Genomic DNA, 26,172 nt, shown 5'->3' on the forward strand with positions numbered 1-26,172 from the left:
AACGCCGACGACGCCGCCCGGAAAAATATGGACAAGGAACTGAAGTACGAGAAACGGATGCTGGATATCAAATCCCGCTACAGTACAGAATTTCAGCGGGTACTCCCCGGCAGGAAAGCAGGCATGGTGTTTAAAAGCGAAAGAGAGTTCCGGACCATTATGGTTAACCATCTCAATACACAACGCATGAACCGGATGGGGCAAGGCCCGAGAAGAAGACAATAGGAAGAATTACGGGAACCCCGTCCCGCAATTCAATCCCGCCGGTTATTTGTAATGCGCCCTTACTTCAACCACCAGCCCCTTGTCATTAATCACCATCAGTTCCGTACTTAATTTATCGTTGATGCTCTTGTAATAAAGCACAATGGAATTTACTCCTTCAAGAATGTGATACAATTCAAAATGCAGATCAGGATAGGCTTCCAACCCCCTTTTAAAATAAGCGCGTAACTGCTCCTTCCCCTGGATACGGCCGGTAGGATCGTTATTGATCTTTTTAATTAAGGGAGAATAAAAAACAATTCCGTCATCGTAATGTGACATTATTTCGTTGAGGTTGTGGGAGTTCCATGCCTGAAGCCAGGCTTCGCCAATGTGGGTAAGACTTTCCATTGCTTTTTTTCACACAATATAAGCCGCCGGCAGATACGCCTATTTGCTGAAAAGATCAGTTTCCATTTTACGCCATTGCAAAGGGGTTACTTTAAAACAATGGCGGAACTGCCGGTAAAAGTGGGTCACGTCCTCAAACCCGGTGCTATAGGCTATTTCCGGGATGGGCTGCTCCGTGGTGCGCAACAGGAAGCCAGCCATCTGCAGCCGTTTTTCCAATACCCAATGCATGGGAGAACTATGATAAATATCCCTGAAACGGCGTTTCAATGTGGCGGTGCTCATGTGCCCCATTGCGGCCATTTCCTCTAGTAAACGCACTTCTGCGATGCCGGTGCTCAGCTTCTCCATTACGTCAGGAAGCGGGAACATGGCGGCTTTGGTAAGCATTGCGCTTACCGGCTCATTGCCGGAAATAAGATGAAGCGCTTCCGGGATAATATCATGGCAATCAGGAACTGAAAGGTGACCATTTGTAAACCGGCGCAAAAGTGACTGTGTGAAGTGGCGCCATTGGCGGCTAACCGGGAGCGTGGTTAATGCCCGCCCGGGAACATTGTTCTTTCTACCCTTTTTTTTGAGCGATGCCAGGATCATCTCATCGGGGATTACCAGGTTAATACTCCCGTATTGTTGCCGGGGTTGCAATATCTCCGAGCAGAGCAGGCTGCCGGCCGGAATTATCATCACATCGCCGGCCTGCAGGTAATGTACCTGCCTGCCGTCGTACATTCTTTTTTCACCCTGTATCACCAGGTTGAGCACCGTTTGCGGAATATAGAGTTCATGCGCCGCCTGTTGTTGGTAAACACTATACGATGCCCAGTTCCGGCCCTGTTGTTCCCATGTTTTAATGGTATGCTGTCCTGCAAGCGACAGGCTGTCAAACGGCATATACATCTTCTTATCTCCCAAAATCTTTTATAAATCATTACAAAATCAAATCAGGGTAATCAGGGTAATCAGTTTAATCCTGAGTCAGACAAAATCCGCTTAAAATTTAGCAAAGGGTTCTTTGGTATCATGATAAAAGAGGAAAGTCCAGCCTTCCTGTTTGCCACGCTCCAGAAATTCCTGGCGGAGTTCCATGCTGCGTTTGCCGTCATAGTCATATTTGGCTGCAAACCGGCTTTTCATTTGTGATATCTGCGGCGCCACATCTCCCCCGAAAAATATTTTATCCTCCCCGTCATCTACCAGGAATACCTGGTGATAAGGACAGTGGCCACCGGTTACTTCATAATGAATATACCCGTCTATAGTACCGTTGCCGGTAGTGAACACCACGTTATCCCGCTGTTGTAACAGCATAATATCTTCGGAGAGATAGGATTTTCCGGAATGCTCCACAGCGTAAAGCATTTCCTCGTTGTTCACATAATAAGTAGCGCCGGGGAAATTGAGGGTGCGTTCCCCCGTGATAGGATCTTCGGAAGAAACGCCACCAGAGTGGTCTTTATGCAAATGGCTCATCAATACTTTGGTGATCTCCATTGGATTAATGCCATTGTCGATCAGGTGCTGATGGATCTGCAATACGCCATCGGGGTTACGGAAACCCAGTCCGGTGTCAAATAAAATATAATCGCGGTCGGTAATTATCAGGAACGGCTGTATTTCCACCAGTAACGAACCATGCGGGCGGTCCTGCATGCTATCTGTTCCCAGCTTAAAAGGAAAAAACTTCTTGGTCCCGTCTACGGTAAATGACCCTTCTGATAATGGAATGATACGTGCCATTTTGCAAAGATACTATCTTAACACCATCTGGCGGTCGGCATCCAACCGGAGCAATATAAATATCAGCATGGTAAATGTCATCAGGGACGATCCTCCATAACTCACCAATGGCAGCGGGATACCTATCACCGGCGCCAACCCTATGGTCATGGCGATATTAATGGCCAGGTGGAAAAAGATGATACTGGCCACCCCGTATGCATACACCCGTGTAAAGGTCGATCGCTGTCGCTCCGCCACAAAAATGATCCGGAAAAGCAGGGCTACATAAATCGCCAGGAAAATAACACTGCCGAAAAAGCCGAAATCTTCCCCTATTGTACAAAAAATGAAGTCGGTACTTTGTTCCGGTACAAAATCGTAGCGGGTTTGGGTACCTTTCAGGTATCCCTTCCCCCAGAAACCGCCGGAGCCGATGGCAATCATACTCTGCCGGGTATTATAGGTAGCTTTCGGATCGTTTTCCTTACCCAGCATCACCTCAATACGGCGTACCTGGTAATCCTTCAATACTTTGGTAAATACGAAAGGCACCACGAACATTACAAAAAGCCCGCAGAAGGCATAAATGCCCAGTATCAGCGCCAGCTTCGATCGCTTTCGTTTTATTTCGCGCCGCATAAAATATATGACCAGCGCGGTGATGACCGTGAAAATAATAAAGAGTACCGTTCGGTCAACCAGCAGGGCCGACAATACCAGCACAATTCCCGAGAAGGCGATTACCAGCAGTACGCCGGGCAATCCCTCACGGAACATTACCAGGAAGAAGGAAAAATATACCAGCGCCAATCCTGTTTCATCCTGCAAAATGATGATACCTGCAGGTATCAGGGCCAGTGCAGCGGCGATCAGCCTCGATCGTAGTTTGGTGAAATCTGTTTCCTGCGACGACAGGTACTTGGCAAGTGCCAGGTTGGTACAAAGCTTGGTGAGCTCCGCGGGCTGGAACTGGAATCCCCCGATCACCAGCCAGGAATGCGATCCCTTTACATCTTTACCTATCCCCAATACCAGCAGCAACAGCAACAGCCCTCCCGCATACATGAGATTGGCTGTGGCGGTAAAAAACTTACTGTCCGTTAGCCATATAATGGCCGCCAGCACTATAGACACGCCAAACCAGATGAGCTGTCTTGAATAGTTTTTACTGGGGTGCAGGATATCCTGCCACACATTATCATCCCCCCGGTATTCCGCAGCAAAAATAGACATGATGCCTATGATCACCAATGCCAGGTACAGGCCAACTATTGGCCAGTCAATCCCTTGTGTCAGTTTGGCTTGCGAGCGGTTCATTATTGATTAATCGGTTTATTCGATAATTGGTTAAGGCTTATTCTTCTTAATAACCGCGTTCTGATTCAGTGAATCCAGGTGCGATTTAGCCAGCATGGCCTGATCTATTGTTACGGTTTCCATCACTGATTTCAACAGCGGCTGGCGTTTGGTAGAGATACTGTCTTTCAGGTACTTCTCCATCATCAAACTGGCAATAGGCGCTGCATACTTCGCACCGAAACCGGAGTTTTCCACGATCACGGCAATGGCTATACGTGCTTTTTCTGCAGGGGCAAAGGCCACAAACACTGCGTGGTTCTTCAGTTTTGTTCTTACACCGTTCACTATACCATAGTTCTCTGCGGTACCTGTTTTACCACCAATAGTAATGCCCTCAATTTGTGCAATACGGCCGGTACCACTCTCCACCACATCCGTCATACCATGAATAACCGCGCTGTAAGCGGTATCAGAGATATGCGCCACATCATGTTTTTGCTTGTATTTATCCAGGAGATGGGTGTTGTCGTTATCAATACTGGCCACAAAATGCGGGATGTAGTAGGAACCACGGTTAGCCACAATACACATGGCATTAGCCATTTGCAGCGGTGTTAACAGCAATTCCCCCTGTCCGATACCTAAGAATACAGAGGTACAGGAGTTCCAGCTGCCTTTGTACCTGGCATCGTAATATTTCTTATCCGGCACCAGCCCCCGGCCTTCACTGGGAATATCTATTCCTATCTTATGGCCAAAGCCAAAGCTGTTCATATAATCGGCCCATTTCTGCATACCGCCTACCTTGATTCCCCCGAATTTAGCAGCATCCACACTCAGCCGGTATACGTGCGAAAAATAGGAGTTGCAGGAATGCGACAAAGCCAGCCGCAGGTTGGCTGCGTGCCCTGCATCATGGTGTTCGCACTTGATAGGCCGTGAACAACCGTAATAGGCGCCGCCGCAGGGGTAACCAAAACTGGGGGTAATTACTCCTTCATCCAGCCCAACCAGTGCAATCATCGGTTTAAATGTAGATCCCGGCGGATAAGTAGCCTGGATAGCACGGTTAAACAGCGGCTTGGTAGTATCTGTGTACAGTTTGCTGAAGTTGGCGCTCCGGTATGAACCTGTGAGGAGGTTAGGATCAAAGCTCGGGCCGCTTACCATTGCCAGGATACCGCCTGTTTGCGGATCGATGGCTACAATACTGCCCGATTTGCCTTTCATTAATTTTTCACCGAGTACCTGCAGTTCAATATCCAGGGAAAGGCGCAGGTTCCTGCCGGCTACCGCCGCACTGTCAAATTCGCCGTTCTCATAAGAGCCCTGCGGCCTGTTCAGGTTATCTTTAACCAGGTATTGTATACCACGTTGGCCCATGAGCACCGGCTCATAGGTTTTTTCCAGGCCGGTAAATCCGAGATAGTCGCCGGAGTTATATAGTGCGTAATTAGCGGTGTCTTTTAACATGGCGGGGGAGATCTCCGCAATATACCCGAGGATATTAGCCGCCGCAGAATAAGGGTAGGAGCGGATTTGCCGTGGTATCAGTTCAAAGCCGGGCTGGAAAAGGTACATGCTTTCCTGCAGCTGCCCGAATACTTCCGGCGCCAGGAGCGGGGCAAAAACCGATTGTCTTACCCGCCCGTTCTTTACAATAGCGGTAACGATCCGTTTTCTGAATTCTTCCTTATCTATTTTTAAAATATTACAGAGATAACCGGTATCAATGTTTTTTACGCTGGCAGGCGTAACCACCAGGTCATACAATACATCGTTGCCAAGGATGCTGCGGTTCTGCCGGTCGTAGATGATACCACGGCTTGGATAAATGACCTTACGAAGCACGGCATTGGCATCCGCCAGCTTGGCGTATTTCTTTTCCACTACCTGGAGAAAGAATAACCTGGTGATGATCAGTACTACCATCCCAAGTATGATCAGCTGTATTACTCTCTTCCTGGGCTGATTAAATACTGACATACTATTAAGGACGGAATTATTTTAAGTTACAAACCTACGTAAAAAGCAGATACTATTTTTTCGAGAAGAACAGCAGTTCATACAGTACAATCAGGAAAAGACTGGCCAGTGTTGAAAAAACGATCTTCATCACCAGGTATAAAGGGTTGCCCATACCAAATACTTCCAGTGTAAAGAAAAGCGCATGGTGCAGGAATACCAGGATAGCAGCATAGATGAGAAATTGGGACACGCCCATACTGGTCATCGAAGGCGTTTTCTGGGTAGTTTCAAAACCTCCCTGTGGCGATAGGATATTTATAATAAACGGGCGCAGGTAAGCAATGAACACACAGGCAGCGGCATGCATACCCGGTGTATTCATAAACATATCCAGCGAAAGCCCCATCAGCAAACCCAGGAGCATGAGCACCGGGCGTGGCAGGTTGAAAGGCAGCGCCAGTATAAACAGCATATAAAGATAGGGGCTCACCAGCTGGTGCAACAATATTTCATTGAGCACAAACACCTGAATCAGCAGCAGGAGCACAAAGCGGATTATATTTCTTAACAGTATACTCATTTAATCAACTTATACGTTGAATCTTCCAATCGTTGTTGTTCTTCTTTCAACAGGTTTTCTATCACATACACATATTGCAGGTTAAAGAAATTGGTAGCCAATTTTAACCGGATAGTAAATGCAGTGCTGGCCTTATCTCCCACGGCAATGCTTTCTACATAACCGATGGGGATGTTTTCAGGGAACAGGGCAGAGAAGCCACTGGTCACTACAGTATCTCCTTTATGTATTTTAGCGCTTTTCGGCACATCTTTCAGCAGGGCATAACCGGCATCTTCGCCATCCCAGTGAACGGAACCCATTTCCTTTCCCTGTCCCAGGCGGGCACTGATAGAAACGGAATTGGATTTAGAGAGCATCGACAGCACTACTGCGTAGTTATCGCTTACGCTTCTCACCACGCCCACCACGCCACTGCTGCTGATAACGCCCATATTGGGACGGATGCCCTGCAGGCTGCCGCGGTGAATAGTAATATAGTTAACAGACTTATTGATGGAATTATTGATCACTTTAGCGGAGAAGTACTCGTACCGGCGGATCTGTGTACCAATGACCCGGTGTGCGGTATCATCGCTGTATTGGCGGATGGTATCTGTTTTGATGCCGTTGGTGGTGATCATGCTGTCGTAACTGGTACGGAGCATATTGTGCAGGCGCATGTTTTCATTCACGAGGCTGTCGTTGGTCGACTTCAGGTGAAAGTAATATTGTACGTTATTATACTTATCATATAATTTTCCGCTGATGTCATTTGCGGAGCTGAGATAGGCGGCACGCTGAAAGTTGTTATGCTGGAACACCAGCACCATGCAAATCACTTCCAGCAGCAGAAATAAGAAGAAGTTAAAATATCGCCTAAAGAAAATGATTAGATTTCGCACAAGCGCGCACTATTTTAGGATTTGGTTATCCGGATATATTGCTGTTCTTTCCAGCAGGATGAATAGCAACATATCCGGATCACAAATAGTTTTATTGCATCAGGAACGGATACTTGCCAACATGCTTCAGGGCAATACCAGTACCTCTTACCACCGCACGTAGAGGATCGTCCGCTACATGTACCGGCAGTTTGATTTTTTGGGTAAGACGTTTATCCAGCCCGCGCAGCAGCGCACCGCCGCCGGTCAGGTATAAACCCCTGCGGTAAATATCTGATGCCAGCTCAGGAGGCGTTGTTTCCAGCGCTTTCAGGATGGCCTCTTCGATCTTAAAGATAGATTTATCAAGGGCTTCCGCAATTTCCTGGTAAGATACCATGATCTGCTTGGGAATACCGGTTACCAGATCCCTTCCGTTAACAGGAATATCATCCGGTGGGTTATCCAGTTCTTTCAGGGCCGATCCGATATGGATCTTGATCTGCTCTGCGGTTCTTTCACCGATGAGGAGACTATGATAACGGCGCAGGGCTTCCATGATATCAGCGGTAAATTCATCACCGGCAATACGGATACTCTGGTCGCACACAATACCTGCCAGCGCAATTACGGAGATACCGGTGGTACCACCGCCTATGTCAATGATCATGTTACCTACCGGCTCTTCCACATCGATACCGATACCGAGTGCGGCAGCCATAGGTTCATGGATCAGGTATACCTCTTTGGCCCCTGCCTGCTCAGCAGAGTCGCGCACTGCTCTCTTTTCCACTTCCGTAATACTGGAAGGAATGCAGATCACCATGCGCCAGCTGGGTGCAAATAAGGGTTTCTTGGGGTAAATCATTTTTATGAGTTCCCTGATCATTCCTTCAGCGGCATTAAAATCCGCTATCACGCCATCTTTCAGGGGACGTATAGTACGAAGATATTCGTGTGTTTTTTCGTGCATCATCATGGCTTTTTTTCCTACTGCCACAATTTTGCCACTAGCCCGTTCTATCGCTACAATGGAAGGCTCGTCCACTACCACCTGGTCATTATGAATTATCAGCGTGTTCGCTGTACCAAGATCAATCGCGATTTCCTGCGTTAAAAAATTAAAAAATCCCATTGTTGATACGGTCAAAAATTAGAATGCAAAAATGAATAATTCCAACGAATATACGATGCAAAAAATGGATATTCTTGCAATAATACAGCTAAATATTAAAAAAAGTTGTTTGTTGTATAAACGGCATAGTAACAGCTCTCTTTATGCTCCGACCAGATGAACGGGATAACCCCGTTTTAATTGTTCCTGCTGCCTAAAATTGTGCCCTTACAAGTCCCGCTTTTCAATTGTCCTGTACCAGTCCTCCCCACTGTAAATAAAGCCTGGTCAACGCCTACACGAATTCATAACCGATATCGCGGCGGTATACCTTGCCGTCAAATGTAATTTGCTCCGCTGTTTGTACAGAATGCGCCAGCGCCATTGTAAGGTCTGATGCCAGTGAAGTGATAGCCAGTACCCGGCCGCCATTGGTCAGCACCTCGTTGCCTTCCTGGCGCGTGCCGGCATGAAACACCACCTGGTCGCGGCCAGGCGCCGGGATGCCATTGATCACCTTATTCTTTTCATATGCTTCAGGATATCCTTTCGATACCAGCATCACTGTAGCGGCTGCACGCTCATCGGCATATATGGTTTGCCCGCTCAGATTGCCGGTCATCACTGCGTTAAACAGTTCCAGGGCATCGTTCTTTAAACGTGGCATCACAACTTCCGTTTCCGGATCGCCCATACGGCAGTTATATTCAATTACAAAGGGCGAACCCTCTACATTAATCAGGCCAAAAAAGACAAAGCCGTGATATACAATACCTTCCCTGGAAAGGCCCGCTATTGTTGGCCGGATCACTTCATCCTCCACCTTTTTCATAAATGCGGCATCCGCAAAGGGCACAGGAGATACAGCGCCCATACCGCCGGTATTCAACCCAAGGTCGCCTTCCCCGATTCTTTTATAATCCTTTGCTTCAGGTAATATCTTATACGTATGCCCATCTGTAATTGCAAATACCGACAACTCAATACCTGTGAGGAACTGCTCTACTACCACGGTTTTGCTGGCATCTCCAAACTTAGCTGAGCGGATCATCTGCTCAAATTCTTCCGCCGCTTCCTCGTAGGTAGCCGCTATTACCACGCCTTTACCTGCTGCCAGGCCGTCGGCCTTTAACACAATTGGTAAGGAGTGCTGTTGAAGATAAGCCAGGCCCTCTTCATAGTTCTGCTCATTAAACTCCCGGTAAGCAGCAGTAGGGATATTATTCCTTTCCATAAACAGCTTGGCGTAAGCCTTACTTCCTTCCAGCTGCGCGCCTTCCTTCGAAGGACCCAGTACAGGGATATGCTGCAGCTGCGGATCATTCCGGAAAAAATCGTAGATCCCGTTCACCAGGGCCTCTTCTGATCCGGGCACCACCATGTCTATCGCATTCTCCAGGCAAAAGGCCTTTATCTTTTCAAATTCACTTACCCCCATGTTAATGTTCGTGCCGCATTGAGCGGTACCGGCATTACCCGGTGCAATAAATAACTGACCGCAAAGGGTGCTTTGTGACATTTTAAGAGCCAGTGCGTGTTCCCGGCCACCACTTCCAAGTAATAGTATGTTCATATGAATTGCCTAATAAATGCAGATGCGAAAGAAAGTGCAAAGAAAGATCAAAAAACCGCAAAAAATGAGCATTTATACCATTTTTTTACGGAGATTAACGATTTTATTTAACTTGCCATATTTAAAGGTTCACAAAATCTAAACAACTATTGCTAAAACTAACCAATTTATGATGCAAACTACTGTTGCACAAGAGTCCCCTATTGCCTCGGAGAAGGGCCACCCTAAAGGGCTCTCAGTACTATTTGCCACGGAAATGTGGGAACGCTTCAATTTTTATGGCATGCGGGCGTTGTTAACGCTCTTCATGGTAAATGCACTGGCTTTCTCAGAAGCAGATTCCTCTATCATCTATGGCGGCTTTCTTGGCTTATGTTATCTAACCCCGATGCTGGGAGGATACATCTCCGACAGGTATCTCGGTAACAGGAACTGTATTATATTAGGCGGTTTTGTAATGGGCGTAGGCCAGCTCCTTATGGTGCTCAGCGCCATTCTCTATGCTACCAACGTGGAAACGGCCAAAATGATCGTTTGGCTCGCCCTCTTCGTTATTATCATAGGCAACGGGTTCTTTAAACCCAACATCTCCTCCATGGTAGGCCAGCTTTATCCTAAAAACGATGGCCGCCTCGATTCTGCCTTCACCATCTTTTACATGGGTATCAACATGGGCGCCTTCCTCGGCATGCTCATTTGCCCTATCCTTGGCGATGTAAAAGTAGATGGCGTAAGAATGGTAAGCGCTTTCAAATGGGGATTCCTCGCTGCCAGTGTGGCCATGTTCCTGGGCACCATCCTGTTCTTCTTCCTGAAAGATAAGTACGTGGTAAAGCCAAACGGCGAAGCGATTGGCGCCAAACCCGATTTTTCCAAACCTGCCACTACCACCGGCGAAGCCGATAAAGCCAAATTCACTACCGGCGCCATTGTTGGCGTACTCGTTTTAATGGTGGTCCTTTTCTTTGGTATCCATTTCCTGTCGCTCGATCCCAACCCTATCAAATCCTGGGTGTATCCATTTATATATGCAGCCGGTATCAGCCTTGCTGTATTAATCCTTACCGATAAATCCATCACCAAAGTAGAAAGACAACAAATCACTGTTATCTATTTCGTGGCCTTCTTCGTTATCTTCTTCTGGGCCTGCTTTGAACAAGCCGGTTCCTCCCTTACCTTTGTAGCTGATTATCAAACAGATCGCCGCCTCTTTGGCTGGGATATGCCTCCTTCCTTCGTTCAAAACGCCAACTCTATCTTTATCATCGTATTTGCATTGCCTTTCAGCTGGTTATGGCTTAAATTACAACAGCGTAACCTGGAACCCATCTCCCCGATGAAACAGTCCATCGGGCTGGCGTTACTGGCATTCGGCTTCTTTATCATTGCCCTGCAGATGAAGAGCCTCGGCCCTAACGAAAAACTGGGTGTTAGCTGGCTGATCCTGATGTATCTTTTCCATACACTCGGCGAATTGTGCCTGTCGCCAATCGGGTTGTCGCTGGTAGCAAAACTGGCGCCTCACCGTTTTTCTTCCCTGCTTATGGGCGTATGGTTCCTCGCCAATGCCGCCGGTTATGCACTGGCCGGTACCCTGGGCGCACTGCTGCCTCCCACTGTAGATAAATATCAGCTCGCTACCCAAAACGGGATCGATCTGAAAGGCATCCTCGATGGTACTATCACTGCCACTGCGCAGCAACTGGATAAATTACACGAACTTAAACTGGCTGCACATTATCCTACCTTCGCAGGTTTCACCATCCACAATCTCTATGAGTTTTTCATGGTATTTGTGATCCTGCCAGGCGGTGCTGCCGTACTGCTGTTCCTCTCTACCAGCTTCCTGAAAAAGTGGATGCATGGTGTCCGGTAAGTCGATCTCATTATAAAAAGAAAGGAGGAAAGCTGAGAACTTTCCTCCTTTCCTTTTTTAAAAGTAAATTCATTCATTATAACATCTCTACCTGTAATCCATAAACAGTCTTATGTCTGATAACAACTTCAAACCCTTTGTTGCACCCGGCGTACAAATGAAGGAATTTACGCTGAAATCCATTTTGCTTGGCTGCGTATTTGGTATCATTTTCGGCGCCGCCACTGTGTACCTGGCGCTGAAAGCGGGTCTTACCGTTTCTGCATCTATCCCTATCGCTGTTATCGCCATTACATTAGGAAGAAGATTCTTCAACACCACCATCCTGGAAAACAACATCATCCAAACCACCGGATCTGCCGGCGAATCCATAGCTGCGGGAGTAGTATTCACTCTTCCGGGCTTCCTGTTCCTGAGCGATGGGGGCGGCGCCCAGTTCTTCAACTACTTTACCATACTCATTCTCGCCATCTTCGGTGGTATCCTGGGTACACTGATGATGATCCCCCTGAGAAAATCGCTGATCGTAAAAGAACATAAAACCCTTCCATACCCCGAAGGCACCGCCTGCGGCGATGTTTTAATAGCCGGGGAGAAGGGGGGCGACTTTGCCAAAACCGCCTTCTATGGCCTGGGCTTTGCCTTTGCCTATGCCATCCTGCAAAAGGTCCTTCATGTAATTGCCGAAACACCGGAATACATGACCAAACAGGCCAGCAAATTTTTCCCTTCCGCTAAGATCAGCGCCGATATCACACCGGAGTATATGGGTGTGGGTTATATTATAGGCCCGCGTATTGCAGGGGTACTGGTAGCCGGCGGCGTACTGTCGTGGCTGGCGCTCATTCCTTTACTGGCATCACTGCTGCCGGCTGATATGATTGCCACCCAGCTGGTGAAAATAGGCTACCTCGCCAACCTGCAAACGCCGGGCGGGCAGGGCGACTGGAACCCGCTTACGCATACCTTCTCTGATTATTCATCTGCTGTATACTACGCCTACGTAAGACAGATCGGCGCCGGCGCTGTAGCAGCAGGCGGTTTCATCACCCTGTTAAAAACTATTCCTACCATCATTTCCTCTTTCAAAGGCAGCCTGGGCGCTATCAAAGATGGCCCTGGTAATAAAGACGCAAAAGGGAATGTACCAAGAACAGAAAAAGACCTCAGCCTGAAAGTAGTACTGTTTGGCAGTATCGCACTGATCCTGCTGATGGCCTTCCTGCCGCAGCTCCCGGGCGATTCCATCGGTAAAAAACTACTGGTAGGCTTGCTCGTGGTAGTATTCGGCGCGTTCTTCGTTACGGTATCAAGCCGCATTGTGGGCCTCATAGGCTCGTCCAATAATCCTATTTCCGGGATGACCATCGCTACACTGATGGGCACCTGCCTGGTGTTTATTGCTGTTGGCTGGACCGGCAAAGTGTATGAACCCATGGCGCTGGTAGTAGGCGGGATGATCTGTATTGCAGCAGCAAATGCCGGTGGCACTTCCCAGGACCTGAAATCAGGCTACATTGTAGGCGCTACCCCTATGTACCAGCAAATTGCATTGTTCATTGGGGCCATTGTTTCTTCCGTGGTAATTGGTTTAACAGTAAAGTTCCTTGATAAGCCTACGGCAGATATGATAGCGCATGGCGTAACCGAACATGCAATCGGCAGCGCATACTTTCCTGCCCCGCAGGGTACGCTCATGGCTACACTGGCAAAGGGAATTCTTTCATTTAACCTCGACTGGCAATTTGTACTGGTAGGTGTTTTTCTCGCGGTTACCATGGAGCTGTGCGGCGTTAATTCGCTTTCTTTTGCGGTGGGCGCCTATCTTCCCTTATCCACTACATTGCCCATCTTTGTTGGTGGCGCTCTCCGTGGTGTGGTTGATCATCAGCAAAAGAAAGCCAATAAAAAAGCATCCCCGGAAGAGGAAGAACTGGGTAAAGGCAATCTTTTTGCCACAGGTCTTGTAGCCGGGGGAGCAGTGGCCGGCGTGATTATCGCCATCCTGGCGGGCTTCGACTGGTCGGCAGTCATCCTTGCCAAACTCAATAATCAACAGCTGCTCACAAATATCCTCGGGCAGGGTGGCTACTACATAATAGGATGCGCCTTTTTTGCGTTTATGGGCTGGTACCTGTACCGCACTGCCCGCAAAGCCTAGATCAAACTTTTCAAGATCATACCAGTGCCGGTAACAGGGTGTAACAATCCATTACCGGCATCCGTTTTTATTTTTTAAATGTTTAATTTAGCCGCGGATCAATTAAAACAGATTATAATATAACCTATGCGCATATTAGTTACCGCATTGCTCAGCACCATTGTTTTACTGGGCATTTCCTGCGACAAGGATAAGAACGATAGTCGCCAACGCAGATTTATATCATTGAAGCTGGATAGCAGCATTTATCTTTCAGAAAATCCGAAGGGCATCATCACCTTGCCCAATTTAACAGATGAAAACCCGGATAATGATTATCCTACCATGGAAATCACCGGCCAGAGTTACAATGGCGATGTAATTACGTTTACATTAGCTACTGCAGCCATGCCGTTTAAACCGGGCGTATACCCTGCCACCCTAAAGGGAAATGGTATGCTCATTTCCCTGAACAGCACTTACTACACCAACCTTACTTCAGCTGGTAGCACTGATTTTGTTATCACTATCACCAATATAGACAACCAGGCAGTGGAAGGCACTTTTTCCGGCACACTAAAGGATGCCACCGGTGTTGGCGGGCCGCGCATCACGAAAGACGGGGCCTTCAGGGCGAGCGTAACCCAGCAGGGGCAGTGAGCGGGGAGAGGATCGCCTTTGGCGATTGCCGCGGATTTTGTCTGAGTCAGACAAAATCCGCGCGTTAAACAAACGACAAATGCGGGTATTCTGCTTTCAGTATCGCCTTGTCATCGGCGCCCAGCCAGCTGGATAACAGGGTGGCATATACGCTTTTGAAGTCCACCTGGTATTGCAGGTCGCCGTCTTTCAGGTTAAGCAGGTCCGGACCGCTGTTGATAAGCCCCGGCTGTTTCAATCCGCCACCCACCAGGAACATGTTGTTGGCGGTGCCATGATCGGTGCCCCCGCTGGCATTCTGACTAACCCTTCTCCCAAATTCAGAAAAGGTCATTACTACCACATCATCAAAACGACGATTGTTTTTCAGGTCATCCGTAAACACGGTTAACGCATCGCTCAACTGGCCAAACAGGCGGGCCTGCTGATCCTGCTGGTTTACATGCGTGTCAAAACTGCCATGCGATACGTAATATACTTTCGTGTTGATATCCGACATCACCAGGTTGGCAATGGTTCGCAGGTTCCTCCCTAGTTCTGTATTGGGATACGGCGCGGAAGATTTATATGTTTTAAACTGTTGCTGGATATAGGCGGCGGAAGAAATAGTTTCACCCATCGTTTTATACAGGTAATCCGCATTATTATGATGATCATTTCCGCCGGCATGTTGCTTTAAAAGCTCTGCAAAATATTTATCATTGCTGGTGCCGTAAAGCCTCGCAGGGTCGGTCATTGCAAGCCCTTTATCGCTGTCGCCTTTTAAGGCCAGGCTCAGGGTATCGTCTATTTCCAGGGCCTGGGTAGGCTTATCGCATCCCTTACATTGTGCATCAAGGTAACGGCCTATCCAGCCATCGGACCAGTATTCGTTCGACTGGCTGGCAGAATGCCAGATGTCCATAGAGCGGAAGTGCGAGCGGTCGGGGTTAGGGTAACCCACATTGTTAAGGATACCAAGCGCACCATCATCATACAATGCCTTTAAGCCTTTCAGCGCAGGATGGATCCCCAGTTCATCATTCAATGAAAGGGCTGCTTCTCTTTTAATCCCCAGCGACGGCCTCGCTTTATAATAGATATCGTTACGGTAAGGAATAACGGTGTTCAGTCCATCATTACCACCAGACAATTGAATGATCACCAACACCTTGTTACCCGGAGGCACCAGGTGGCCTCTTTCCAGCGCTTTAAGGAACTTTGGCATCATCAACGCGGCAGAAGCCAGTGAGCCTGCCTGTAAAAAACGGCGCCTGTTGAGAATCAGCATAGCATTACTTTTAGCGGTTAGAAGTTAACATAATTGATACTCCGGTGTACTCATCACATCAATCGTTACTGTTTTAATATAGCTTTCCCGGCTGCTGCTGTCGGCGTATTTCTCCAGCAACGACCGGCTTACATTACCGGGCTGCTGTAATAAAACGCCTGCAATTTCATCGGCCAGCTTTTCTCTTGGCACCTTCTCAAACCCTGCTAAATAGGGATCCCAGTCTATCTTTGCATTCACTTTTTTTGCGAATTGCCGCTTCAGGAAATCGTTGATCTGCAGGGTCATTTTATAGTTAGCGCCATCGCCCATTTCAGGGGTCAGCTCTTTGGGTTTCACATTAAAAGCCTGGGAATATAATATTACCTGGGGCACACGCAGGCGGAACATCAGGCTGGAGCTGTCTATCCAGCTCCGTCCGCCAGGCCACCCGGCTACATTGGGCGGATAAAAAAGTAGTTGTCCCAATACGCGCTGGAACAGCAACATCACTTCTTCCTTTTCAAAGGTCATGGGAATGGTTCTGCGGATCCCTGCCAGCAGCTCCACAGGTGATTTGATCCGGTTACCCACAATATTGGAATCGTAAAACCAATCGGCCATAAATATTTCCTTCATCAGGGATTTAATGTTATATCCTGCCTGGTAAAACTTTTCAGACAATGCATTAATACGCTCCTCATCAGGCGTTTCTGATACGAAGTACTGGTATATTTTTGCGGTAATGAACCTGGCTGTATGCCGTTGTTCCAATAATATTTTCAACACATCATCTCCATTAAAATTTCCTTGTTTTCCCAGGAAATTTTTTATGCCATCGTCATGCTGTTTCGCCCTGAAAACAAAGGTGCCTGTTTCATCAAATCCCCATCCTGTAAAGGCTCTTGCAGCTTCTTTCACATCCTGTTCCGAATAATTGCCCCTTCCCATGGTGAATAGTTCCATTACTTCGCGGGCAAAGTTTTCGTTGGGATGTTGCTTGCGGTTCTGCTGATTATTGAGGAACTGCAGCATGGCCGGGCTTTTGGACACTGCGCTGAGCAGATCGCCAAAGTTGCCAATGGCGTTTTCACGCACTACCGACAACAGCTGCTGGTTGAATAATACATTTTGTGTACGGCAGGCAAAATGACCATGCCAGAAAAGACTCATCTTTTCCCGGAGGGGATGTTCACTATGTACCATCGCATTAACCCATGATACATTCAGGTCCTTAATGCCCTCGTCGTTCATTTTCCGTACTGCCTTCTTTTCCTCCCGGGTCATTGTTTTCTGCTTCCTGTAATCCGGAAGGTCATCTGCTGCTACTACATCTACAGAAGTAACTGACGCTCTTGCAGGGCCGATAAGCACTTTATTCACAATTTTTTCCCGCCTTTTGCTTTCCCAGTGGGAGATCACAGGGAGGGTTTCTCCGAAGCCAGCGCGCCAGGCGAGATGTTGCATTTGAATTTTACGGGCAACTTCAGCCATAAGCATTTATTTGTAGTGAGACTATCAAATGCAGAACGGGTTTAACCAGTCGGGAGTTGTTTCACTGAAAAATCACCGGGAACGTTTGCTTAACGGAACCGCCACACCTGGTAACTGCTTCCTTTTTCAAAAACATCCTGTTCCAGCGGCAACGTCAGAAAGGCGTCTGCTTTCAGCAAACTTGCCAGATCTCCCGAGCCCTGGTAAGGTTGCGGTATAGCCAATAGCATGCCATCGGGCTGTGATTGCAGTTTTACCGGTAAATAATATTCCAGTGCCGCATCAAAAATAACCTTCTCCGACAGCTGTGCATAAACCGGTTCCGGCAAGTCCGCGCCCATAGCAGATTGTATCCATGCGTGCACATACCGGTAGAAACACATAAATCCTGATACCGGGTTACCCGGCAAGGCAAACACAACAGGACCATTTTTGAAAGTGCCAAACAGGAAAGGCTTCCCGGGTCGCTGCTGTACTTTATGAAATACCTGTTGCATGCCCAGCTGCTCTAATACTGCGGGCAGGAAATCGTATTTACCGGCGCTTACGGCGCCTGAACTGATCCATATATCCGTTTCCTGCAGCAGGGGCAGGAGTTGATCCTTCATTTCCGCTTCATCATCGGGTAAATGCACATAACGGGCGGTGATGCCCAGTTGCGCCAGCGAAGCCAGCAGGCTGTAAATGTTGGAAATACGCACCTGATGGGGCTCTGGTGTTTCATGTACCGCCACCAGCTCATTCCCGGTGGCAATCACTACTACCCGCGGCAGTTTGCTTACTTCCACCGTGGTTTGCCCTACCGTAGCCAGCACACCGGCTTCTGCGGGGCCTATAAGCGTGCCAGGCTTTATCAGCTCAGCCCCCGCATCAACATCTGATCCTTTTTTATGGATGTTCTGCCCCTTCTTTACAACACCATGCACTGTAAAACGGCGAAATCCTTCATGCTCAGAAGGCGTAAGATGTTCATACTGGATCACTGTATCTGTCATTTCCGGTAATATGGCGCCGGTCATCACCTCTATACAGTTGGCAGTGTTGGAAAGCTGTAGCTGCGGTGCGCCCGCAGCCTGTATATCTTCCACACCAAAAATATGCTGACCGCGGGCAAAGCTGTCGTAATTAACAGCAATGCCATCCATGGTTACCCGGTCGAATGGCGGAAAGGGCCTGTCGGCCAGTACAGGCTCCCGCAAAATACGGCCGGCGGCGGATTCAAATGGCACCGTTTCGGTTCCCAGGTCCCGCACAGTTTGCATCACAGCCTTAAATGCAGCAGCAACAGTCAACATCATTTTGAATTACTTTTGTATAAAGTGAACTTGTTTAAATTTATGATATTATGTCCAATGAATCAAGTAATGCTTTTTCACACCTGAATGAAAGCGGCCAGCCTGCTATGGTAGACATCAGCGGCAAACTGGATACTTATCGTATAGCCGTTGCCGAGAGCCGTGTGTACCTGCCGCAGGTGATACGCGACCAGTTTCACGGAAAGGATATCCAAACCCTCAAGGGTGGCGTATTCCAAACCGCTATTATTGCCGGCATCATGGCGGCAAAAAAAACGCCGGAACTCATCCCGCTTTGCCATACCTTGCTGCTGGACGGCTGCGATGTACAAATACACATGGAAGAAGAAGAAGCGGTGATCCGCTGCACGGTAAAAACCAACGGTAAAACAGGCGTGGAAATGGAAGCGCTTACCGGCGCCAGCGTGGCGGCACTTACCGTTTATGATATGTGTAAAGCCCTTACCCAGGATATGATCATCCGGGAAACAAAACTCATCAGCAAAACAGGTGGTAAACATGACTATACCCGGTAACAACGCGCCGTTAAAAGGACTGGTACTCTGCGGCGGCTTCAGCATCCGCATGCAGGAAGATAAAAGCAGCATCCGCTATCATGGTATGCCCCAATGGCAATATCTCGTTACCTTATTGCAATCGCTGCTGCCGGAAGTGTATATTTCCTGCCGGAAAGAACAGCAGGCTGATTTTGATGGCTATCCGTACCTGGTGCCCGATTCGGTGCCTTTTGGCGGACCGTCTGCCGGGTTGCTGACCGCCCATGCGCTGCAACCGGAAACCGCCTGGCTGGTCATCGCCTGCGACCTTCCCCTGCTCAGCAAACAAAGCCTTGAATTACTTATTGCCTCCCGCGACGCCGGCAAAGCAGCTACTACTTTTATAAGCCCGGTAAACAACCTTCCGGAACCACTTATTTCCATCTGGGAACCTGCAGGATTAAATTCATTACAGGAAAATGTAAATGCCGGCAAAAATTGCCCGCGCAAAACCATGCTGAATACAGAGATTGCACTTTTTCACAATCCGTATGCAGCAGAACAGTTTAATGCCAATACGCCCGAAGAAAAGGCGGAAGCGCTGAAAGACCTGGAGAAATAAACCCGACTGGAATTGTTAACCGGTAATAAGTCTAAACTTCGGCGGTATTAACGGCTGGCTGCCGTTCCCGGGTGCAAATGTTGCCGGGGATACGGCTGCATAGTTGTGCTATACAATTTCACCATCTGCAAAAAATTCCTTTTTCCAGATAGGAACAGTTTCTTTAAGGGTATCTATTGCAAATTCACAGGCATCAAAAGCAATCCCCCTGTGGGCAGAAGCCACCGCTATTACCACCGCAATATCACCAGGATACTTATCACCAACGGCATGAAGCATAGCCAGGCGCTGCACATCCCATTTTTCTGCTACCTGCGCTGCTATCTTCTGCATTTCTGAAATAGCCATCGCCTCATAACATTCATAAAATAATTTCAATACCGGCCGTTGTTTGGTATGATTACGCACGGTGCCGGAAAAAATCACTTCCCCGCCGCATTCCGGCGCATGAATGAAATCCAGCGCTTCCTGCACGGTAATGGTATCTTTAATATCTATTAATATTTCCATCTTTTAAATACTAAAACTAAAAACAACACTCAGCCTCCACTCACCGGCGGGATCACCGCAATTTCATCCCCGCTGCTTATTACCTGTGTATCAGCTGCATAGGTCCGGTTTACCGCTATCATCACGGACCGGAGCTGCTGCAACGAAGGATATACCTCAAACAGCCAGGCCTTCAGGGTGGCTACATCTGTAATATGTTCCGGTTTGTTGAGCACCGGTACACCGGCAATGTCTTTGGCCGCTCCGAACAATAATATACCCATACTCCGTAAATTGTTGGTTAAAACTACAATATAGCCCCGATAAAGTAGTAATTTTAATACGGCAGAAAATCAATTTTATGAAAATACGGTTAAGAGGCAACAGTATAAGATATCGCCTGGATAAAGTAGATATGGAACTCCTGGAAGCAACCGGGAAAGCGGAATCAATTACGCATATAGGCGCCAGCGCCCTTCATTTCTGCCTCCGGGGAAAGGATATTGCTGATCCTGTTATAAAAATGGAGCACGATGGCGTACACCTGCTGCTGCCACTTTCCCGTCTTGCTGCCTGGTATGCGCCCGACCAGGTAGGCTTTGAACTGGTGCTGCCCAATGCCGATGGCTCGGAGCTAACCATCCTGGTGGAGAAAGATTTTAAATGTCTTACAGACAGAAACGAGGACGACAGCCAGGCATTCGACAACCCGATGGCCGGCAAAAACTGCTGATAGCAATGCTCACAGATGCACATCACCGTATTATAGACTACGTACGCCTGTCGGTTACAGACCGGTGCAATCTCCGCTGTACCTACTGTATGCCGGAGCATATGCATTTTGTGCAACGCAGGGAATTACTTACCGACAACGAAATTCTTCAGCTACTGCAAACACTTGCCGCTGCAGGTATCTCCAAAATAAGGATCACCGGTGGAGAACCCTTTCTGCGCCCGGGTTTAATGAACCTGCTGGAAAAAATAAAAGCGATTCCCGGTATCCGGGAAATTGCCATTACCACCAACGGCGTATTAACACAGGCATATATACCCGCCTTGCAACAACTGGGAATCACACATATCAACCTGAGCCTGGATACCCTGCAGGCCGGCCGCTTCCTCCAGATTACCCGCCGCAACCGGTTTCCTGCTGTAATGAATACGCTGGAAAGCCTGCTGCAACATAATATGCAGATCAAGATCAATACGGTGGTGATGGAAAACGTGAATACTGATGAACTAAGCGCTTTTACCGAACTTACACGCAATAACGCATTGTCAGTAAGGTTTATCGAGGAAATGCCCTTTAACGGGCAGGGACACGCATTTTCAGGGATTGTATGGAACTATCACAAGATCCTTTCTACTATCGGGGAAGACTATACGCTGCAAAAAACAGCGGATGCGCCCCATTCTACTTCCCTCAACTATCACATTCCCGGCCATAAAGGCAATATAGGCGTTATTCCTGCCTATAGCCGTACTTTTTGTGGCACCTGTAATCGTCTTCGTATATCCGCTACCGGTAGTATGAAAACATGCCTCTATGGTAATGATGTATTGAATGTAAAGGAGATGATGAGAGAAGAAGGCCGGCAACATCTCCTGCTGCCAGCCATACAATCGGCCATCCACGCGCGTTTTGCCGATGGTTTCGAAGCAGAACAACATCACACGGAGAAAAATATGGAGAGCATGTCGGTGATAGGCGGATAACCGTTATTTCGGCAATACCTGCACACCGGAGTTGGCGGCCAACACCTGCATTTTCCTGTTCTTACGGGCACTACTTCAGCAACATCTGCACACCCGCATACAATATCAGCAAAGCCGTTGCACCTGCCACCCAGCGCGGGTTCAGCACTTTTGCGCTTAACCGCGCACCAATCTGGCCACCCGCAATAACCGCCAGTACCAAAGGACCGGCAAATTTCACATCAAGTACAATGGCATGTTTTGCCGCCTGACCGCATAATCCCGCAATGGAATTTACCAGGATAAAGAAACTGCTCAATCCCGCAATGTTCTTAGCCGTATCATATCTGCCTAGCCGCAATACCGGCGAAAGATAGATCCCTCCACCGATACCGGTCATACCGGAAAGTAATCCTATGCCACCGCCAATAATGCCATAGGCAATGCCCTTTTCCTTATTGGCCGGGATAATAGGCTCTTCCTTCTCAAAAAATAAACGGTAGCACATTAATATCGCCGCCAATGTAAGCGCAAGCCCCAGCAACAGGAAAAAGGTAGCCTGTTTCATAGGCAGGTAACTCCCTATAAAAGCCAGCGGCACACTTACCAGCGATAACTGCCAGGCCTTTTTCAATGGCAGGTGGCCGCTTTTATAAAAGTGATAAACACCTCCGCTCACTACGGCTACATTACATAACAAAGCAGTGGATTTCATCAACTGGAAATCCACCATCCACAGGGGAAGCGATAAGATGGCGAGGTAGCTGGAACCGCCGCCGAATCCGGCCGCTGAATATGCCAGCGCTACAATAAAAAAGAGGATACAGAGTTCAGGGATCACGGTTAATAAGTTTGCATCTGATGATCAATGGCACTGGCCCAGGCATGGATACCGCCTTCTATATTGTATACACGGTTATAGCCTGATTCCGTTAACCGCTGCGCTACTGCCCTGCTGCGCATCCCATGATGACACAACACCGCTACCGGTACATCATCCGGGATAGCAGCTAACTGCTGTAGCACGCGTCCCATAGGAATATGCACGGATTTAGGAATATGGCAGATCTCCCACTCATCATCTTCCCTTACATCCAGCAGCATAAAAGGCAGATCACGTTGTAACCAGTCGTTTAACTGCTGTACAGATAATGACTGTACCCCTTCCAGCTCACAAACCGTTTGCCGGTAATTCTCCTGCAGGGAAGTAATTTGCCGGTTCGCCGCTACCGGGGTGATATTAAAAGTAAGATGGGTATTGTTCAGGGTATCGATCGTCATTAACTGGTTGCGCAACGGTGTACCGATACCGGTAATTACTTTCACGGTTTCATTGGCCATGTAACATCCAATAATACCTGGCAATACTCCCAGCACGCCAATGTCGTTACAGTTAAGCATTTCACCGCTTTCCGGCGCCTCCGGGAAAATACAGCGGTAGGTAGCGCCTTCCTGGTAATTGAATACGCTCACTTGCCCTTCGTATTTATAGATAGCGCCATACACCAGCGGTTTGCCGGTAATTACACAGGCGTCGTTCACCAGGTAACGGGTACCGAAGTTATCTGAGCCATCTACAATTACATCATATTTACCGAAAAGTTCCAGGGCATTATCAGTGGTGAGCCAGGTATCGTGTAAAATATGGGTTACCTCCGGGTTCAGCTGCTGCAGCCTTTTTACGGCTTGTTCAATTTTGGATTTGCCCTGGTCGGCGGTGGTATACAGTACCTGCCGTTGCAGGTTGGTGATGGAAACAACATCATGTTCCACAATGCCAATGGTCCCTATTCCCATTGCAGTGAGGTATTGCAACACCGGCACCCCGAGGCCGCCGGCCCCGATCACCAGTACCTTAGCCTGCTGCAGCAATGCCTGTTTTGCGGGGCCAAATCCTTCCAGTCTCGTTTGCCTGTCATATCTGTCCATACTGCTTCGTTTAGACCCTAAAATTAATCGTATTTGGGACAATTTCTAACGGGTGTTTTTAGCGGAGGTTGTCTGACGCAGGATTTAGATGATTACAATGATTGTTGTCCGGTATAAGCTTTATTAGTTCAGGGTTACGGCTATCCCTAATACACGACTTTAAATAGCGAGTGCTCCCTGACCTGTCATGATCCGCAATATCCGCTGAAGGCGCTCAGGTGCCGCTCCGCAGACAATTGTAAATAACATGGATTGAAATAAAGTTTACCGCTAAATTAGCATCCGGGCAAAAAGCGGCAAAACCAATCCGCCGCTTTTGCCGCTTTTTGCCGGATTTCGTAGGTTCGGCGGAAAAATCCAGGCCAAATGGAGAAAGAAAGAATATTGTTGTAAACCACCCACAGGATTTACAAACCACGAGGTAAACATTTGGCAGGACTAAGAATTTTTATTGTAAACCTATAGTAGGACTAGACCGGGACAAAACCGGGGTAAGAGCATGCACAGGACGAGACAAGAGCATGCACAGTGTATGGAGAGTGTATGGGGAGTGTATGAAGAGTGTATGGGGAGTGTATGGGGAGTGTACGAGAAGTGTATGGGAAGTACGACACATACACGAGTCCTAAGTATCCGGGAAGTAACCAGGAAGTATGCGGGAAGTATCTGTACTCCCTTTACCATGAAGCCTTTCAGTGTTTCAGCTCCAGGAACATAGTTACCAGGTCCACATAATTCCCATCCTTCTGCAAAATGGCATTGGGCAGGCGCCCGCATTCCATAAAGCCAAAATTGCGGTACAGCTGCATCGCTTTTTCATTGGTGGAAAAAACATGCAGGTATACCATCCGCAGGGCGTTGCGCGATTCGGTCCAGCGCAACATAGCCGTAAGCAGGCGGCGGCCGATGCCCATGTTGTTCCACTGCTTTTCCACGGCAATGCCTATTTCTGCTGTATGTGCTTTTTTATACAACCCACTATGGTTTACATTAATGGAGCCAATGATCTGGTCTTGTACTACGGCCACCAGCAAAAGTTGATTGGGATTATCGAGGTACGACTGGATATAATCCTCTTCTGAAGCAATATCCAGTTCCATCGATTCGCTGCGTGTAAAAAGCAGGTAATCGGTTTCCCGCGTCAGGCGCTGGAAGCTGGCCAGCAAAGCTGCTGCATCATTATGTTCGGGTCGGCGAATGATGAGTTCGTCGCCAGTGGGCAGGAAATGTTTCATAAGTAGCATTGCCGGTGAAAATTACAAATTCCAAACGACGAATGACGGATTTGCGGCAGATGCCGGCGGATATTATTCCGTGGGCATCTTTCGCGAACCCGTCATCCGTTAAAGATTATCCGTAATAGCGGCTTATATCATATGGCTGCCGAAGTAGCTCTGCAGCACAGTTGGTATTTGTATGCCTTCAATGGTCTGGTTGTTTTCCAGCAGGCAGGCCAGGATACGCGGCAATGCCAGGGAGCTTCCATTCAGGGAATGCAGCAACTGCGGCTTGCCATTGTTTTCCTTGAACCGTATTTTCATGCGGTGTGTTTGATAGGCTTCAAAGTTGCTCACAGAGCTTACTTCCAGCCATTTCTGCTGGGCGGCGCTATATACTTCGAAATCGTAGGTAATGGCAGAAGTAAAGCCCATATCACCGGCGCATAAACGAAGAATACGATACGGCAGCTCCAGCTGGTTCAGCAAGGCTTCCACATGCGCTACCATTTCATCCAGCGCCTCGTAAGATTTATCAGGATGTACCAGCTGCACAATCTCCACCTTATCGAACTGGTGAACGCGGTTCAATCCACGAACATCTTTCCCGTAAGAACCCGCTTCACGGCGAAAACAGGGTGTATAGGCCGTCATCTTCACCGGCAGGTCGGTATCTTTTAGGATCTCATCGCGGTAAATGTTGGTTACCGGTACTTCCGCAGTTGGAATGAGATAGTAGTTATCTGCTGTGGCATGATACATCTGGCCTTCTTTATCGGGCAGCTGGCCGGTGCCGTAAGCAGAGGCTTCATTTACCAGGTAAGGTGGTGCATACTCGGTGTAGCCATTGGTGGTATTGTAATCCAGGAAGTACTGGATCAGGGCACGTTGCAACCGGGCGCCCCTGTTCTTGAAAACAGGAAAACCGCTGCCGGTAATTTTGTTACCCAGTTCAAAGTCGATGAGGTCGTATTGCTTGGCCAGGTCCCAGTGAGGAACGGCGCCTGCATACAGGTCCGGAATTTTACCACCTTTGCGCACTTCCACGTTTTCTTCCGGTGTTTTACCGGCAGGCACCTGGGCGGATGGGAGGTTAGGAAGCTTTACCAGGGCGTCCTGCAACGCCTTTTCGGTGGCATTCAGCTCTTCATTCACCGGGCCGAGGCGGTCTTTCAAGGCCGCTACCGCAGCGCGCTGCGCTTCTCCTTCTTCCTTTTTACCCTGGGCCATCAGTTTACCGATTTCTTTAGATAAACTATTAACCTGGGCCTGTGT

26 protein-coding genes are annotated in these 26,172 nt (G+C 48.2%); 8 read left to right on the forward strand and 18 right to left on the reverse strand.

Features of this window, described 5'->3' with window-relative positions; translation table 11 throughout:
• Positions 1-225, forward strand: a 225-nt coding sequence (locus VN105_RS15485; protein ID WP_325642432.1) for a hypothetical protein, incomplete at its 5' end; no start/stop codon positions are given.
• A gap of 42 nt (positions 226-267) precedes the next feature.
• On the opposite strand, the gene VN105_RS15490 is transcribed toward VN105_RS15485, so the two are convergent.
• The 9 genes from VN105_RS15490 to purD form a co-directional block, all read right to left on the reverse strand.
• The gene (locus VN105_RS15490) at positions 268-615 is read right to left on the reverse strand and encodes a nuclear transport factor 2 family protein (protein ID WP_325642433.1); all 348 of its coding nucleotides are present in this window, start codon (positions 613-615) and stop codon (positions 268-270) included.
• 39 nt (positions 616-654) lie between these two features.
• Positions 655-1,509, reverse strand: a complete 855-nt coding sequence (locus VN105_RS15495; protein ID WP_325642434.1) for an AraC family transcriptional regulator — start codon at positions 1,507-1,509, stop codon at positions 655-657.
• A 99-nt stretch (positions 1,510-1,608) separates the two neighbouring features.
• Positions 1,609-2,355, reverse strand: a complete 747-nt coding sequence (locus VN105_RS15500; RefSeq protein WP_325642435.1) for an MBL fold metallo-hydrolase — start codon at positions 2,353-2,355, stop codon at positions 1,609-1,611.
• A 12-nt stretch (positions 2,356-2,367) separates the two neighbouring features.
• Positions 2,368-3,654 carry a rod shape-determining protein RodA gene (gene rodA / locus VN105_RS15505; protein ID WP_325642436.1) on the reverse strand — a complete coding sequence of 429 codons (1,287 nt, stop codon included), beginning with the start codon at positions 3,652-3,654 and terminating at the stop codon, positions 2,368-2,370.
• 30 nt (positions 3,655-3,684) lie between these two features.
• Positions 3,685-5,622, reverse strand: a complete 1,938-nt coding sequence (mrdA, locus tag VN105_RS15510; protein ID WP_325642437.1) for a penicillin-binding protein 2 — start codon at positions 5,620-5,622, stop codon at positions 3,685-3,687.
• Between the two features lie 52 nt (positions 5,623-5,674).
• Entirely contained in the window at positions 5,675-6,184 is a 510-nt protein-coding gene (gene mreD / locus VN105_RS15515) for a rod shape-determining protein MreD (RefSeq protein WP_325642438.1), read from the reverse strand.
• On the reverse strand, positions 6,181-7,068 hold the full coding sequence (gene mreC, locus VN105_RS15520) for a rod shape-determining protein MreC (protein ID WP_325642439.1): 888 nt from the start codon (positions 7,066-7,068) through the stop codon (positions 6,181-6,183). Before mreC ends, mreD begins: the two co-directional genes overlap by 4 nt.
• 91 nt (positions 7,069-7,159) lie before the next feature.
• Positions 7,160-8,182 carry a rod shape-determining protein gene (locus VN105_RS15525; RefSeq protein WP_106527013.1) on the reverse strand — a complete coding sequence of 341 codons (1,023 nt, stop codon included), beginning with the start codon at positions 8,180-8,182 and terminating at the stop codon, positions 7,160-7,162.
• A gap of 274 nt (positions 8,183-8,456) precedes the next feature.
• Positions 8,457-9,734, reverse strand: a complete 1,278-nt coding sequence (gene purD, locus VN105_RS15530) for a phosphoribosylamine--glycine ligase (RefSeq protein ID WP_325642440.1) — start codon at positions 9,732-9,734, stop codon at positions 8,457-8,459.
• A 169-nt stretch (positions 9,735-9,903) separates the two neighbouring features.
• Between purD and VN105_RS15535 the strand changes: the two genes are divergently transcribed.
• The 3 genes from VN105_RS15535 to VN105_RS15545 all read left to right on the forward strand — a co-directional run bounded on the left by VN105_RS15535 (position 9,904) and on the right by VN105_RS15545 (position 14,410).
• Entirely contained in the window at positions 9,904-11,610 is a 1,707-nt protein-coding gene (locus VN105_RS15535; RefSeq protein WP_325642441.1) for a peptide MFS transporter, read from the forward strand.
• A gap of 112 nt (positions 11,611-11,722) precedes the next feature.
• The gene (locus VN105_RS15540) at positions 11,723-13,771 is read left to right on the forward strand and encodes an OPT family oligopeptide transporter (RefSeq protein WP_325642442.1); all 2,049 of its coding nucleotides are present in this window, start codon (positions 11,723-11,725) and stop codon (positions 13,769-13,771) included.
• 126 nt (positions 13,772-13,897) lie between these two features.
• Positions 13,898-14,410, forward strand: a complete 513-nt coding sequence (locus tag VN105_RS15545; RefSeq protein WP_325642443.1) for a hypothetical protein — start codon at positions 13,898-13,900, stop codon at positions 14,408-14,410.
• 64 nt (positions 14,411-14,474) lie between these two features.
• Here VN105_RS15545 and VN105_RS15550 read toward each other — a convergent pair whose 3' ends face one another.
• The 3 genes from VN105_RS15550 to VN105_RS15560 form a co-directional block, all read right to left on the reverse strand.
• Positions 14,475-15,680, reverse strand: coding sequence for a DUF1501 domain-containing protein (locus tag VN105_RS15550; protein WP_325642444.1), 1,206 nt, complete (start codon positions 15,678-15,680; stop codon positions 14,475-14,477).
• Between the two features lie 24 nt (positions 15,681-15,704).
• The gene (locus tag VN105_RS15555) at positions 15,705-17,153 is read right to left on the reverse strand and encodes a DUF1800 domain-containing protein (protein ID WP_325642445.1); all 1,449 of its coding nucleotides are present in this window, start codon (positions 17,151-17,153) and stop codon (positions 15,705-15,707) included.
• A gap of 89 nt (positions 17,154-17,242) precedes the next feature.
• Positions 17,243-18,451 (reverse strand): molybdopterin molybdotransferase MoeA, encoded by a 1,209-nt coding sequence (locus VN105_RS15560; protein WP_325642446.1) that lies wholly within the window; start codon positions 18,449-18,451, stop codon positions 17,243-17,245.
• Between the two features lie 47 nt (positions 18,452-18,498).
• On the opposite strand from VN105_RS15560, the gene moaC reads away from it, so the two are divergent.
• Entirely contained in the window at positions 18,499-18,984 is a 486-nt protein-coding gene (gene moaC, locus VN105_RS15565) for a cyclic pyranopterin monophosphate synthase MoaC (RefSeq protein ID WP_325642447.1), read from the forward strand.
• Positions 18,968-19,567, forward strand: a complete 600-nt coding sequence (locus tag VN105_RS15570) for an NTP transferase domain-containing protein (protein ID WP_325642448.1) — start codon at positions 18,968-18,970, stop codon at positions 19,565-19,567. The genes moaC and VN105_RS15570 overlap by 17 nt, the downstream gene beginning before the upstream one ends.
• 108 nt (positions 19,568-19,675) lie before the next feature.
• Here VN105_RS15570 and VN105_RS15575 read toward each other — a convergent pair whose 3' ends face one another.
• Both VN105_RS15575 and moaD read right to left on the reverse strand, forming a co-directional pair.
• Positions 19,676-20,077, reverse strand: coding sequence for a molybdenum cofactor biosynthesis protein MoaE (locus tag VN105_RS15575; RefSeq protein ID WP_325642449.1), 402 nt, complete (start codon positions 20,075-20,077; stop codon positions 19,676-19,678).
• 29 nt (positions 20,078-20,106) lie between these two features.
• Positions 20,107-20,340, reverse strand: coding sequence for a molybdopterin converting factor subunit 1 (moaD, locus tag VN105_RS15580; RefSeq protein WP_325642450.1), 234 nt, complete (start codon positions 20,338-20,340; stop codon positions 20,107-20,109).
• A 77-nt stretch (positions 20,341-20,417) separates the two neighbouring features.
• Here moaD and VN105_RS15585 point away from each other — a divergent pair, with 77 nt between their 5' ends.
• Together VN105_RS15585 and moaA are read left to right on the forward strand one after the other, a co-directional pair.
• Positions 20,418-20,789: a DUF7009 family protein gene (locus VN105_RS15585; RefSeq protein WP_325642451.1), complete on the forward strand. Its 372-nt coding sequence runs from the start codon at positions 20,418-20,420 to the stop codon at positions 20,787-20,789.
• 5 nt (positions 20,790-20,794) lie between these two features.
• Positions 20,795-21,772 (forward strand): GTP 3',8-cyclase MoaA, encoded by a 978-nt coding sequence (gene moaA / locus VN105_RS15590; RefSeq protein ID WP_325642452.1) that lies wholly within the window; start codon positions 20,795-20,797, stop codon positions 21,770-21,772.
• 70 nt (positions 21,773-21,842) lie between these two features.
• Here the strand turns inward: moaA and VN105_RS15595 are convergent, their stop codons facing one another.
• From VN105_RS15595 to serS, 4 genes are all read right to left on the reverse strand, one after another.
• Positions 21,843-22,592 (reverse strand): sulfite exporter TauE/SafE family protein, encoded by a 750-nt coding sequence (locus VN105_RS15595; RefSeq protein ID WP_325642453.1) that lies wholly within the window; start codon positions 22,590-22,592, stop codon positions 21,843-21,845.
• A 2-nt stretch (positions 22,593-22,594) separates the two neighbouring features.
• A complete protein-coding gene (locus tag VN105_RS15600; RefSeq protein ID WP_325642454.1) occupies positions 22,595-23,680 on the reverse strand; it encodes a HesA/MoeB/ThiF family protein in 1,086 nt (361 codons plus the stop codon).
• 692 nt (positions 23,681-24,372) lie between these two features.
• Positions 24,373-24,915, reverse strand: coding sequence for a GNAT family protein (locus tag VN105_RS15605; RefSeq protein WP_325642455.1), 543 nt, complete (start codon positions 24,913-24,915; stop codon positions 24,373-24,375).
• Between the two features lie 132 nt (positions 24,916-25,047).
• A partial coding sequence (gene serS / locus VN105_RS15610) for a serine--tRNA ligase (RefSeq protein WP_325642456.1) occupies positions 25,048-26,172 on the reverse strand: 1,125 nt, incomplete at its 5' end.

Origin of the sequence: Chitinophaga sp., assembly GCF_035564935.1 — a bacterium.
Classification (GTDB): Bacteria; Bacteroidota; Bacteroidia; order Chitinophagales; family Chitinophagaceae; genus Chitinophaga.

What these genes read in the sequence shown, in the direction of transcription:
- VN105_RS15495 (WP_325642434.1), bottom strand. Translation starts at nt 1,509, where the DNA reads ATGCCGTTTGACAGCCTGTCGCTTGCAGGACAGCATACCATTAAAACA.
- moaC (WP_325642447.1), top strand. Translation starts at nt 18,499, where the DNA reads ATGTCCAATGAATCAAGTAATGCTTTTTCACACCTGAATGAAAGCGGC.
- VN105_RS15560 (WP_325642446.1), bottom strand. Translation starts at nt 18,451, where the DNA reads ATGATGTTGACTGTTGCTGCTGCATTTAAGGCTGTGATGCAAACTGTG.
- moaA (WP_325642452.1), top strand. Translation starts at nt 20,795, where the DNA reads ATGCTCACAGATGCACATCACCGTATTATAGACTACGTACGCCTGTCG.
- VN105_RS15550 (WP_325642444.1), bottom strand. Translation starts at nt 15,680, where the DNA reads ATGCTGATTCTCAACAGGCGCCGTTTTTTACAGGCAGGCTCACTGGCT.
- moaD (WP_325642450.1), bottom strand. Translation starts at nt 20,340, where the DNA reads ATGGGTATATTATTGTTCGGAGCGGCCAAAGACATTGCCGGTGTACCG.
- VN105_RS15500 (WP_325642435.1), bottom strand. Translation starts at nt 2,355, where the DNA reads ATGGCACGTATCATTCCATTATCAGAAGGGTCATTTACCGTAGACGGG.
- rodA (WP_325642436.1), bottom strand. Translation starts at nt 3,654, where the DNA reads ATGAACCGCTCGCAAGCCAAACTGACACAAGGGATTGACTGGCCAATA.
- VN105_RS15490 (WP_325642433.1), bottom strand. Translation starts at nt 615, where the DNA reads ATGGAAAGTCTTACCCACATTGGCGAAGCCTGGCTTCAGGCATGGAAC.
- VN105_RS15575 (WP_325642449.1), bottom strand. Translation starts at nt 20,077, where the DNA reads ATGGAAATATTAATAGATATTAAAGATACCATTACCGTGCAGGAAGCG.
- purD (WP_325642440.1), bottom strand. Translation starts at nt 9,734, where the DNA reads ATGAACATACTATTACTTGGAAGTGGTGGCCGGGAACACGCACTGGCT.
- VN105_RS15570 (WP_325642448.1), top strand. Translation starts at nt 18,968, where the DNA reads ATGACTATACCCGGTAACAACGCGCCGTTAAAAGGACTGGTACTCTGC.
- VN105_RS15525 (WP_106527013.1), bottom strand. Translation starts at nt 8,182, where the DNA reads ATGGGATTTTTTAATTTTTTAACGCAGGAAATCGCGATTGATCTTGGT.
- VN105_RS15585 (WP_325642451.1), top strand. Translation starts at nt 20,418, where the DNA reads ATGAAAATACGGTTAAGAGGCAACAGTATAAGATATCGCCTGGATAAA.
- VN105_RS15555 (WP_325642445.1), bottom strand. Translation starts at nt 17,153, where the DNA reads ATGGCTGAAGTTGCCCGTAAAATTCAAATGCAACATCTCGCCTGGCGC.
- VN105_RS15605 (WP_325642455.1), bottom strand. Translation starts at nt 24,915, where the DNA reads ATGAAACATTTCCTGCCCACTGGCGACGAACTCATCATTCGCCGACCC.
- VN105_RS15545 (WP_325642443.1), top strand. Translation starts at nt 13,898, where the DNA reads ATGCGCATATTAGTTACCGCATTGCTCAGCACCATTGTTTTACTGGGC.
- VN105_RS15600 (WP_325642454.1), bottom strand. Translation starts at nt 23,680, where the DNA reads ATGGACAGATATGACAGGCAAACGAGACTGGAAGGATTTGGCCCCGCA.
- mrdA (WP_325642437.1), bottom strand. Translation starts at nt 5,622, where the DNA reads ATGTCAGTATTTAATCAGCCCAGGAAGAGAGTAATACAGCTGATCATA.
- VN105_RS15535 (WP_325642441.1), top strand. Translation starts at nt 9,904, where the DNA reads ATGATGCAAACTACTGTTGCACAAGAGTCCCCTATTGCCTCGGAGAAG.
- mreD (WP_325642438.1), bottom strand. Translation starts at nt 6,184, where the DNA reads ATGAGTATACTGTTAAGAAATATAATCCGCTTTGTGCTCCTGCTGCTG.
- VN105_RS15540 (WP_325642442.1), top strand. Translation starts at nt 11,723, where the DNA reads ATGTCTGATAACAACTTCAAACCCTTTGTTGCACCCGGCGTACAAATG.